General features: G+C 46.5%; 11 protein-coding genes and 2 pseudogenes. 8 read left to right on the top strand and 5 right to left on the bottom strand.

What is annotated here, in order from left to right; translation table 11 throughout:
• Nucleotides 1-142 precede the first annotated feature (142 nt).
• Together QUB39_RS22610 and QUB39_RS22605 are read right to left on the bottom strand one after the other, a co-directional pair.
• A complete protein-coding gene (locus QUB39_RS22610; RefSeq protein WP_333056878.1) occupies nucleotides 143-1,078 on the bottom strand; it encodes an isoaspartyl peptidase/L-asparaginase in 936 nt (311 codons plus the stop codon).
• Nucleotides 1,079-1,150: 72 nt separating this feature from the next.
• Nucleotides 1,151-1,306, bottom strand: coding sequence for a DUF2256 domain-containing protein (locus tag QUB39_RS22605; RefSeq protein WP_006631540.1), 156 nt, complete (start codon nucleotides 1,304-1,306; stop codon nucleotides 1,151-1,153).
• A 159-nt stretch (nucleotides 1,307-1,465) separates the two neighbouring features.
• Between QUB39_RS22605 and QUB39_RS22600 the strand changes: the two are divergent.
• The 8 genes and pseudogenes from QUB39_RS22600 to QUB39_RS22565 all read left to right on the top strand — a co-directional run.
• Nucleotides 1,466-1,999: pseudogene (locus QUB39_RS22600) on the top strand (RNA methyltransferase); the annotation flags it as partial.
• 198 nt (nucleotides 2,000-2,197) lie between these two features.
• A pseudogene (locus QUB39_RS22595) lies at nucleotides 2,198-2,479 on the top strand (RNA methyltransferase); the annotation flags it as partial.
• A gap of 154 nt (nucleotides 2,480-2,633) precedes the next feature.
• A complete protein-coding gene (locus QUB39_RS22590) occupies nucleotides 2,634-2,780 on the top strand; it encodes a hypothetical protein (RefSeq protein ID WP_333274223.1) in 147 nt (48 codons plus the stop codon).
• Nucleotides 2,731-4,320 (top strand): serine hydrolase, encoded by a 1,590-nt coding sequence (locus tag QUB39_RS22585; protein ID WP_333274226.1) that lies wholly within the window; start codon nucleotides 2,731-2,733, stop codon nucleotides 4,318-4,320. Before QUB39_RS22590 ends, QUB39_RS22585 begins: the two co-directional genes overlap by 50 nt.
• A 65-nt stretch (nucleotides 4,321-4,385) precedes the next feature.
• On the top strand, nucleotides 4,386-4,787 hold the full coding sequence (locus tag QUB39_RS22580) for a hypothetical protein (protein ID WP_333056875.1): 402 nt from the start codon (nucleotides 4,386-4,388) through the stop codon (nucleotides 4,785-4,787).
• Nucleotides 4,784-5,257, top strand: coding sequence for a hypothetical protein (locus QUB39_RS22575; RefSeq protein ID WP_333056874.1), 474 nt, complete (start codon nucleotides 4,784-4,786; stop codon nucleotides 5,255-5,257). Before QUB39_RS22580 ends, QUB39_RS22575 begins: the two co-directional genes overlap by 4 nt.
• Nucleotides 5,254-5,682: an HNH endonuclease signature motif containing protein gene (locus QUB39_RS22570; protein ID WP_333056873.1), complete on the top strand. Its 429-nt coding sequence runs from the start codon at nucleotides 5,254-5,256 to the stop codon at nucleotides 5,680-5,682. Before QUB39_RS22575 ends, QUB39_RS22570 begins: the two co-directional genes overlap by 4 nt.
• Nucleotides 5,683-5,773: 91 nt before the next feature.
• Entirely contained in the window at nucleotides 5,774-6,532 is a 759-nt protein-coding gene (locus tag QUB39_RS22565; protein ID WP_333056872.1) for an HNH endonuclease, read from the top strand.
• A gap of 281 nt (nucleotides 6,533-6,813) precedes the next feature.
• On the opposite strand, the gene obgE is transcribed toward QUB39_RS22565, so the two are convergent.
• The 3 genes from obgE to QUB39_RS22550 all read right to left on the bottom strand — a co-directional run bounded on the left by obgE (nucleotide 6,814) and on the right by QUB39_RS22550 (nucleotide 10,905).
• A complete protein-coding gene (obgE, locus tag QUB39_RS22560) occupies nucleotides 6,814-7,854 on the bottom strand; it encodes a GTPase ObgE (protein WP_333211907.1) in 1,041 nt (346 codons plus the stop codon).
• A 662-nt stretch (nucleotides 7,855-8,516) separates the two neighbouring features.
• Nucleotides 8,517-9,413 carry a Mo-dependent nitrogenase C-terminal domain-containing protein gene (locus QUB39_RS22555; protein ID WP_333056868.1) on the bottom strand — a complete coding sequence of 299 codons (897 nt, stop codon included), beginning with the start codon at nucleotides 9,411-9,413 and terminating at the stop codon, nucleotides 8,517-8,519.
• A 418-nt stretch (nucleotides 9,414-9,831) separates the two neighbouring features.
• Entirely contained in the window at nucleotides 9,832-10,905 is a 1,074-nt protein-coding gene (locus QUB39_RS22550) for a class I SAM-dependent methyltransferase (protein ID WP_333056867.1), read from the bottom strand.
• Between the last annotated feature and the right edge of the window lie 290 nt (nucleotides 10,906-11,195).

Below are 11,195 nucleotides of genomic sequence, written 5' to 3'. Positions count from 1 at the left end.
TCCCGCCCGTCCAAAAAGGACGGGCGGGACGCCCATCCCACTTTCAAGAGTGGAAGTTATTTAATTCTCATTCCTAACGCAGATCGAACTCCCCGACTTCTTGGAGAAGTCGAGGATCGGAATCACCGATTAAGAACCATTTTTAAGCAATGAAAATCAGCGTTCCCTTGCTCATTTCCAAAGTATCGCCCATTTGCATACCATTGTGAAAAGCACCCAAAATCACCTCGCTAGTTTTGCCGAAAGCGATCGCCCCGCTAGCATCAATTCCAATTGCGCCAAAATCCCGTTGACGTTCGTCAGCTTCAGCAAAAGAACGCTCAAAAGCAGCTTTCAAACTCAAACCATCCGTTACCCGAATTACAATTCGCGCGGCCAAACACTCGTCCATAATGTGCTCGCCAATCCCCGTACAGCTTACCGCCGCACTCCCTGCCGCGTAATTTCCCGCCGGCATCGCCGAGTCACTAACCCGCCCAATCCGCTCAAAACCCTTGCCACCAGTCGAAGTCCCAGCAGCCAAGCGTCCATGCACATCCAAAGCTACGACTCCGATCGTACCCACACCGGCCGGTTCGGCAACCACGTCAGCCATTGCTTTGCTAAAATTGCCTTGGCGTTCCTGCATCCACTCGTGCAAACGCAAATCCGTCATCGGATCGTAAATCGGCAAGTGAAGTTCTCGCAGCAATTCTGCCGAACCAAAATCAGAGAGAACCCGATCGTCCGAAGTCTGCAAAAATTTAGCAAGTTCGATCGGATTTTGAACGCGAGAAACATTTATCGCCCCGCTGAAACGCTGCATCAAACCGTCCATCAGCGAAGCACTCATCCGAATTTGACCGTCCGACTGCACCACAGAACCAGTACCGGCATTGAATCGCGGGTCATCTTCCAACAATTGGCACCCCCGCACCACTGCATCTACGGCACTTGCACCGTCTTTCAGCAGCGGATAAACTTCCTCCAAAACATCGTAAAGCGATTTCCGCACCGCCTCAATTCCGCCTTTACTGTGTAGAGAACTGCCGGCACCGCCGTGAATAACTAGCTTTGGTTGCACTTGTTGCGATGCCATAATTTATAACCTAATAACCTAAAATTTTTCCTTTGCAATCTTAGCTTTGATCGAGCAACTTGCCCTAACTTCTTAATCTTGAGCCGCCAAACGGCGGCGACGACATCGTTCGGAGCAGTATTTGACCTCATCCCAGCAGTCGGCCCATTTTTTGCGCCAAGTAAAAGGTCGATCGCATACCGGGCACATTTTTGTCGGTAAATCAGATTTCGATCGTTGCTTAGCCATGCTAATTTTGACAATAGATTAACTAATTCCCATCTTGTACCATTTTTATGAACAGGCAAGATGCCTGTTCCACAAGAGTTAAATTTGATTGTGGAACAGGCATCTTGCCTGTTGCTAAGGAAACAACCTAATTTCTACCAAACACCTCCCCAAATAAAAATGCTCGAAACGGCCGACGCCAACATCCGAATAGTTTTAGTCGAACCGGCAGGCCCATTGAATGTCGGTTCTGTTGCCCGCGTCATGAAAAATATGGGTTTGCACCAATTAGTTTTGGTAAATCCCCAATGCGATCATTTAGGGGAAGAAGCCCGACTGATGGCAGTTCGCGCCGCCGACATATTGGAAACGGCGAAAGTAGTCGAGAGTTTGCCCGCTGCTTTGGTTGGGTGTGTCAGAGCGATCGCAACTACAGGGGATGATAGTCGATCGTTGCCAACACAACTAGAAGAACCCGCAGAGGCCTTGCCTTGGCTCCTAGAAGCCCCCAGCGCCCTCATTTTCGGCCGAGAAGACTGCGGCTTGACCAATGCCGAATTAAACCGCGCTCAACGCCTGATCCGCATTCCCAGCAGCGATGCCTACACATCTCTAAATCTCGCCCAAGCCGTCGCTATCTGCTGTTACGAACTATACCGGGAAGAAGGAAGAAGGAAGAAGGAAGAAGGAAGTTCGGCAACGAGCACTGTACAAGATGTAACGGATGTCAGGAAGAGGAAAGAAGGAAGAGGGAAGAGGGAAGAAGGAACAGGGAAGGAAGAAGAAGATGCCTCGTTCCCCGGCTCAGCCGGGGAACGCATATCCAGAGGCTCTGCCTCTTCAATACCCCATGCCACAGATAATTTATCAACTTGTTACCAAGAACAACTTGCCACCCGCCAGACAGAAAATCCCTCAATTCCCCTCGCCAGTGCTCCCTTGGAAAATTTAGAGGGATATTATCAGCAACTAGAAACTTTGCTGTTAAAAATAGGATATTTGCAGCAGCACACAGCAGCAAGCCGGATGGAAAAATTTCGGCGTTTGTACAACAGGGCTTATCCGACAGTGGATGAAGTCGCCATGCTGCGGGGCGTCCTCCGCCAAACAGAATGGGCAATCAAAAGTTACCCACGAGAGGCAAATTCTGATACTCTGGATGGGGCGTTGCCGGAAAATCCAACAGATAGCTAGGAGAACTTTCCTGTACCCACTTGTCACCTTCAAAACAGGGTTTCTTGACTAAAAACCTAAGCTTTGCGATAATTTGCGGGCAATAAACCCGGTTGCTGATACCATGCAGCGTCTGGGGTAAATCTAAAATCTAAAATCTAAAATCTAAAATTGATTGGCTGACAAGCGGAAAAATCTTAAACTTGAACTTTACATTAGTGATGAAGGAGTAAGACGTGGCAGAGCGGTTTCCCAAAGGATCGATATTATCGGTGATATCCTCGTCGATATCCTCTCCCAACTCCGGCTCAAAGCAGCCTAAGTCCGGCAAAGCAAGTCAGTCTGGCAACTCGGGCCGCCGCCGCCCTCCCCAACCGCAAAACGGCAATCCAGAAATTCGATCGCCCGAACCTGCAACTTTGCCACCGCAACAGGGCCGGGGCAGCAGAATTGGAGCCAATTCTCCCACATCTTCGGAAGAATTTACTACACAAGACTTTTTATCCGATCCTCGATCGGCAATTAACCCCAGAAAACCCAGAACCAGCAAAACTCCGCAGTCGAAGACTCGCCAACCACGCAAAAAAGGCCTCGCTGCTGTCGATATGTTCCAGTTTCCAGATCCGACTCTGGAGCGGGAAAATGTGAGTTCGATCGCCAGCAATCCCAACACCCAGATCCCAACAGCCACTCCCCCTACCACCCGTGGAAGTCGTCCCACTTCGCCCCCAGTTCGCATTCCAGACACGGTAATCCCCCCAGATGTCAAAAAACCCCCCGTGCCTAAACCGCGTCCGCAAGCGAGCCAGAAACCGGGCAAACGCTCTGCACCTCGGAGCGTGCCGCCGTTGGTGTATGCTACTCGCTTGCTGATTCTGGGAGTTGGGATAGCGGTAATTTGCGGTACGCTGCTGTCGGTGGTAAATGCTGTGAGTCGAGCATCGACTGTAGCGACAGAAGAACAAACCACCACAGGGCAGAACAACCCAGCCGATAGCGCATCTGCGGCACCAGCAGCCCCAGAAGTGCTGCAACTGAATCAAGAATTAGCGGCTTTGAAAACCAAAGTTCAAGTTTTAGCAACAGAAAATCCTAGTTTAACAGCCGGAATATTTCTAGTCGATTTAGATACTGGAAGCTACCTAAATTTTAATGGCGATACTGCTTTTGCTTCAGCTAGCACAATTAAAGTACCAATTTTAGTAGCTTTTTTCCAAGCAGTAGATGAGGGCAAAGTGCAGTTAGATCAGGTGCTGACGCTGAAGTCCGAACACATTGTCGGCGGTTCTGGGGATATGCAAGACGAGTCTCCGGGTAAGAAGTATTCGGCTTTGGAAGTTGCCCAAAAGATGATTGTTGTCAGTGACAATACGGCGACAAATATGATGATTGAGTTGTTGGGAGGTGCTGAGGTTTTGAATCAGCATTTTGCAAATTGGGGTTTGAGTACCACGGTTCTGCGTAATAATTTGCCAGATTTGGAGGGTACTAATACTACCAGTCCGAAGGATTTGATTAATATCATCGCCCAGATCGATCGGGGTAATTTGGTATCGGTGAAATCGCGCGATCGTATTTTGCAAATCATGCGACAAACTAGAAATGATTCTTTGCTGCCGAAAGGTTTAGGCGAAGGTTCAATTATTGCTCACAAAACCGGCAACATTGATACAATTCTTGCGGATGCCGGTATGGTGGATTTGCCGAACGGTAAGCGTTATTTGGTGGCGGTGATGGTGAAGCATTCGCCGGAAACAGAGAAGCCAGCTCAAACATTGATTCGGGAGATTTCTCGGATGAGTTACCGCTATTTGTACGGTGGGGAAACGCCAGCCGATTCAAAAGTTAAAATTAAAAATTGAAAATTCAACCGGGTTTTTTCCGGCTATTGTTGTAGACTTTATCAAACTATAAACCAGTTGGTATTATGAAACTAAACATTCGACTTGCTTGTCTAGTAGCGCTCTCAATTTTAGCTGTGGGAGTCTTCCCTACCTTGAGTAATGCTAATCCTGCTCCTGAATCTGAGACGGACGGCGTGAGAGCGATCAACAATAATATCGAACTCAATCGGGCGAAAAACTTAGCCCGTCAAGCAGCAGAAAGGGCTAATGGGGGTTTAGGCAACTATCGAGCTGAAGCTTCTATGCACGGTATTTCTAGGGAATCGCCGTTTGTAGACAATGGCGATGGAACTTGGACTTTTACTTTTAAGGGTTCCAAGCCTGGTTCGTCTGTCTTTACTGTAGAAACGGTTGTTACGGTTTCTCAAGATGGAAGGGTGAGAGTCGATTACAACGGGCAAATTCGCGAGTTATCTCCATTGTGAATAACTGTGGAAATATCGGGCTATGCAGTTTCAATCCTCGATCGGGATTTAAGCTAACGGCATTTTTTCCCTTTGTTACAATCAAGGGAATTCCCCTCCTCACATCAGCACTAATGCAAATTATCCTAGAAGTTCCCGATATCCTCGGCGAAAAACTGCAACAATTGGGCGATCGTCTCCCGGAAGCCCTGGATCGCGCACTTCGGGAACTCGCCCCCGCAGAAACCATTCCCTACCAAGACGATCGCCAAATAGTGGAACTGCTAGCCAGTCAACCCAGCCCAGAAGAAATCCTCGCAATCCGCCCCACACCTGCGTTGCAAGCCCGCATGAGCGAACTGCTCGATCGCAATAAATCCGGCACTATTTCGGCCAGAGAGGAAGTCGAACTCGATCGCTATTTGCTGTTAGAACATTGGGTGCGTTTAGCCAAAGCTCACGCCTACAAACGCTTACAGACAGAAGCATGAGTTATGTACCAGCCACTGTGCGTCGCGTCGTCACCCAACGCGCCGGAGACCAATGCGAGTATTGTCGATTTCCCCAAACGGCTTCACTCTTTGCCTTTGAAATGGAACACATCATTGCTGAAAAACATGATGGGGTCACCGTCGTGGAAAACCTAGCGTTATCCTGTCCTTGCTGCAACCGTTTCAAAGGAACTGACCTAGGTTCTATCGACCCTGAGACTGGACAGCTAACTCCCTTTTTTAATCCCCGTCTCCAGGAATGGTCAGACCATTTTCGGCTAGAAGGAGGAGCAATCGTCCCACGGACACCAGAAGGGCGCGTAACCGCTAAAATTCTGCAATTTAACCTCCTAGAACGCATCCTCGAACGCGAGCAACTTATCAGTATTGGGGAATATCCAGCACCCAGCCCACAAACCACATAAACAGTAGGTGATTATAAAATCAACCCAACGATGCAGATTGTAGCAATAATTTAGATAAGTGGTATTACAAAACAAATGAATAATTTTAATTGTGAAAAAACCGTCTAACTGGAATAGTCTTATAGACTCATGGGGTGATTGTAATTCCCCGTATGCTTATATAGTAGCTTATTATCTTTCAAGATTTGATAGAGATGCTTATCAGAAATTGGGATTTGGTAATATGACTGATACCCATGAAAAAATAGGCTCTCTACTTGGAATTTCCGCTAATACAATCAAAAATTTGAGAGATGCCTTTGATCCTTATCATGAAAATAGGCGTAAAGGCTGGTGGCAGAGAGAGTTATGGCGTTGTGAGAAAGAAATTTATGAAGGATTTCAAGAATATTCTGAAGAAGAACTCTATGTTTTAGTTTGCAAAATTTTAACCACACCCAAGCTTGATTTTGAACAGCTTTTCGATTCTTTTAGTGTCTCAGATGATACGCTAATATTTCCTGATGAAGTCGGAGAAGTAGAGGAAACTCAAACTTTTAAAGAAGGTTCTATTCGTCAAATACAAGTTAATGCTTATGAACGAAATAATCCAGCTCGCAAAAAATGTATTGAATATTATGGGCTAAATTGTTATGTTTGCAAGTTTAACTTTGAAAAAGTTTTTGGAGAAATAGGTAAAGGTTTTATTCATGTTCACCATATAATACCTTTAGCTGAAATTAATCAAGAATATGAAGTTAATCCTATTCAAGATTTACGTCCACTATGTCCTAACTGTCATGCAATGATTCATAGGAAATATCCTCCATTTACTATTGAAGAAATTAAAGATTTACTTAGTAAAAACTGACTTCGTAGATAGATGTCCAAGATATTTTATGATACCATTTAGGCTCAAACCCTTGCCGCACCAGGCATACAGCCGAAAGATTTGACAATTCCCGCATCCAGGATAACCGCCACGTGATTCATCCGTCCAGAAATAAAAAACCTGTATCCGATCAACCAGCCCCCGAATTTATCCGTGGGGTCAATGCTTCAATCTAAAATCTAAAATCTAAAATCTAAAATCGATTGACCCCTCAAAAAAACACCTACCGATTCACGGAAATTCCAGGAACCGGAAAGCGATTAAACACTCGCGACTGCTAACTGTTCTGCCGCCTCTTTCTCGTTCATCTCGTCGAGTTTTTGCCAAACTTGCTGCATCAATTCATCCAATCCAAGTCTACTAACGGCGGAAATCAACAAAACAGGAGCGCCGCTAATTTCTTTAAGTCGGCTGATTAAATTACCGATTTCTTCGCTTTCGAGGTCGATCGCATCTACCTTATTAAAAGCCAAAATCTGCGGTCGATCGGCTAAACCACGCCTGTAAGCCTTCAATTCTTCCTGAATTGTGACATAATTGGCGATCGGATCTTCATCGGTAATATCGATCAAATGCAGCAACAACCGAGTCCGTTCGATGTGCCGCAAAAACTCGTAACCCAAACCAGCACCTTCGTGAGCCCCCTCAATTAATCCCGGAATATCAGCAAAAACAGTACCGTCGCCGCTGGGTTTTCTGACTACGCCCAAATTCGGGACTAAAGTTGTAAACGGATAATCTGCTATCTTGGGGCGGGCCGCAGATAAAGCTGAAATTAAGGTGGATTTGCCAGCATTGGGCATCCCCAGAATTCCCACTTCAGCTAATAGCTTCAATTCCAAACGCAAAAATTTGTGTTCTCCTTCTTTTCCCGGCATCGCATAATCTGGAGCACGGTTAGAATTGGTCAGAAAACACTTGTTTCCCAAACCGCCTTTGCCACCTTTGGCTACGCAAAAAGTCTGTCCGGGCGTTACTAAATCTGCTAAGATTGCCTGAGTTTCCGCGTCGTAAACTACTGTACCGCAGGGAACTTCGATCGTGCGATCGTCCCCACCTGCACCAGTCATATTTTTCGGCGCGCCCCGCTTCCCGTCATCGGCTTTAAAAATCCGGTTGTACTGAAAATCTAGCAGCGTTTGCAGGCTTTCCACCGCCACCATATACACGGAACCGCCTTTGCCGCCTGTCCCGCCACTGGGCCCGCCCGCCGGTACATACTTTTCTCTGCGAAAAGCTACCATACCGTCGCCACCTTTGCCGGCTGCGACTTGAATATCTGCTCGATCGATAAATTGCATAATTTAGTCAGTTGTCAGTTGTCAGTTGTCAGTTGTCATATCATGTCCAATCGAGCGATTAAGAGGGCGGGTTTTTGAGATTGTCAATTATTGGCAAATATTTTTCGTGAACCCGCCCCTACCTTATTAGGGGTAATCGACCGGACATGATATCACTTGTCATTGGTCAATTGTCAATTGTTAGTTGTGATTAGTCATTAGTTATTATACCAGATGCAAGTACAATATTCCCCTTTTCCTATAGTCCGCGTCGGCGGACGACAGCCAAGTTTAGTCGCGATTTACAGTTGCCGGAAAATTATAATTTTACCAATTTTTAAAAGTAGTTCAGAACCAGAGATTGTACGTGAGCATTTGTAGGGAAACGGCAATGCCGTGTCCGGCTCCTAAATTGGCGATTTTTAATAATTTGTATAAGCTTGAGGATTGTACCAAAACTGGGGTTGAATTAGTATTATCAAAGCAGATTTGATATTAGCAGGACTCACGCACAAAAACTGCATAAACCCGGTTTTTCTACTGGGGCGGATGGGTGTAATGATGTTTTTTCGTAGAAAAACCAGGTTTTTGCGTTCAGGACTAATTAGTAGTCATTGGTTAATAGTTACAGTCATTAATCCAAGATTTTACCAGAATGGCTAATGGCTAATGACTAATGACTACTAACAATAGGACGATACATCTTCCTTACATTCATCTGCCAAATAGCAGAGAGCTCGAAAGCGCATCCCGACTAACTGTTCGTAAAGCGGGTTAATCTGGCACATCGCCGGAATGTGGACGATTTTGCGACCAAATAACACGACATCTCGCTCAAACGGACACTGGGGCGGAATAATTTTACAGACAAAGTGTGCCACTTTGGGGTCGTGAATTTCCCAGCCGTCAAGCCAGTCTTTGACGGGTTGCAGGACATCTTTGTGGTGAGGTTTAGGTAGCCGAGATGAAAGGGGTGTTCCGGCGACGGGGGCGACATTGGCATCAAAGACTATTTGGCTGCTGGGCCCCTGCGGATCATCGCACTTGCTGTCTTCGATGGTGTGTCGCAGAGCTTCCAGCGCCTCTACATTGTGCCCCAAAGCTGTGCAAAACTTAGAGATTACCTCGTCTTCGCTGAGCGAGTAGGTACCGTCTGCCAAAGCTACCATGACTGCTGTCCTCAAAAAATCCTCGCCTTTGGCGGTGTCTTTCCCTAACACAGCGGCTAATTCCTCTGGGGCAATAGGTTCAAAACCCTCCTCAAAAGATACCGGGTGTAGTTCATCCTGAGTTAGATTTGCAATCATTTTTTGCTCGTCTTCGTCAAAGTTGCCGTCTGCCCAAGCAATTGTCAGCAATCCCCGCAGCCAAGCAGTAATCTCTTCATTGGTGCAGGAAGATTTAGCGTTACTCATTAGCATTTCCACTTGGATGTACCAGTCAATTTGTTCGTTTACAGCGGACTCAATATTCCCCTCCCAATAATTTTTACTGGTTTTGTGGTCGATCGACGATCTATTTGTGGAAGGTTTGTGGCCGAAGATTGCTCCAAACGCTTGTAGTGGATGTGTTAAAAGCATATTTGTTTCTGTGCAGCATCTCTGACTAGCGAGCTAATCTTTTGGCTAATCCTATTCCCTAAAAAGTCATCTATCGGGAGGAATAGGTTGGTTGAATTCATCTTAACTTTAGTTGCACCCATTGAGATGGGGATCGACTTTTATTCCAGCCGGATTGCCATTAGCAACCCAATTTTTCGCCAAAAATAAAAGGTTGGCAAGCGCGGGATCTAATCAGACACTGGGTTTCTTACCCAGGGGCGATCGAACTTCGCTCTCTTTACATTTTAATATATATTTTTGTGAATTTTTCTGTACTGGCAGCACAATATTAACAGCGAGCAGGGTTTAAGCTGTTGAAATAAAAATATATGAGAAAAAATTGACCGCCGAGCAAAGCTTTTGATTGCTGTGTCCGTCTATAAATGACCGATTTTTTTTAACTTCGGCGGCACAAAATCCAGCGCAATTCCATTGGCGGGCGTGCGTTTGCCATCGGGAAGACATCTCGACCCGTGGCCCAACTGGGAAACCAGGGCGTCGGGGGCCAGGCTGCTTCCGGCAGGTGGTGGCGTTCATATTCAAACACCAATTCGTCGGATATTTGGACTAAGGGCAACCCTTCCATTGCAGTGGCGAGTTCTTGGGGCGTAAATAAAGTAGACCAGGAGAGTTGGGCAACTTGTCGCACGAGGGCATCAGGCTGGTAGTCACCGACGGTTAAAAACGTGCTGAACAGCAACAGACCTCCAGGAGACAGGGAATCGCACATTTTAGCGAGGAAAAGCCGTACTTGATCGCTGTCTCGAAAATGTGAGATGACTTCGGCGGCAACTGCCAACTGGTAGCGGGCCGGTTTCATCCGCATTAAGGGGTCGAGCACATCGCCTTCAGTCACTGTCACGGGAAGGTTTTCGGCTGTTACTGCTGCTTTCAATTGTTCTGCAAAAGCTGGGGCTAGTTCGATCGCATCTACAGAATAGCCCAATCTCGCCAGGGGCAAGGTATTGCGGCCGGTACCAGCCCCCACGTCCAAAATCCGCACTCGATCGGGCGTGCCCAATTTAGCAGCCGTTGCCATCAATTTTGCATCTGGATGAGAACCGAAAAGCGGAGGTTCTCTGGTGTCTACCCAGCTTTTGTACTGTTCTCCAACACTTGAGGTAGTAACAATCACTTTGCAGGCTAAACCGGTTTGCGGCGGCTGCACTGATTCGTATTGCAGGATCAGCATCGATGCTGTGGAGGTGCGGTAGCCTTGTTCTAACTTGGTGGCTAAAAGCTTGCTGAGTTCGTCTCTGCGGTCTTCGGGCAGGGGTCTGTCGAGAGTGCTAAATAGCTTTTCTATCGACTTGAGATAGTGGCTTAGCATTCCCGGTACGCAGGGGAAAATTAATTCTCCGCGAGCGTTTATGCGAGTATTAATTTTGTATAGGATAGCTTGCTGGAGAATGTCGGGATTTACTACCAGCGGTAGCTGTTCGGTCTGGTTGATTGTACTTTCGGCGCCCATAAATTCCGCGAAGAGGTGATTAGCTGTTAGTTGTTAGCTGTTAGTTGTTAGCTGTTAGTTATTAGTTATTTGTTATAACTCACATTTTGCACCCTTTTCAATAACAGGCAAGATGCCTGTTCCACAAAGAGTAGATTTTCTTCTTGTGGAACGGGCATCTTGCCCGTTCATAAAGCTTATTGACAATGGTACATTTCAGTTATAACTCACATCTTGCACCCTTTTCAATAACAGGCAAGATGCCTGTTCCACAAAGAGTAGATTTTCTTCTTGTGGAACGGGCATCTTGC

The organism is Microcoleus sp. AT8-B5 (assembly GCF_036705565.1).
Classification (GTDB): Bacteria; Cyanobacteriota; Cyanobacteriia; order Cyanobacteriales; family Microcoleaceae; genus Microcoleus.
Note: the sequence above shows the minus strand (reverse complement) of the source record. Positions and strands in the feature narration are given on the sequence as shown.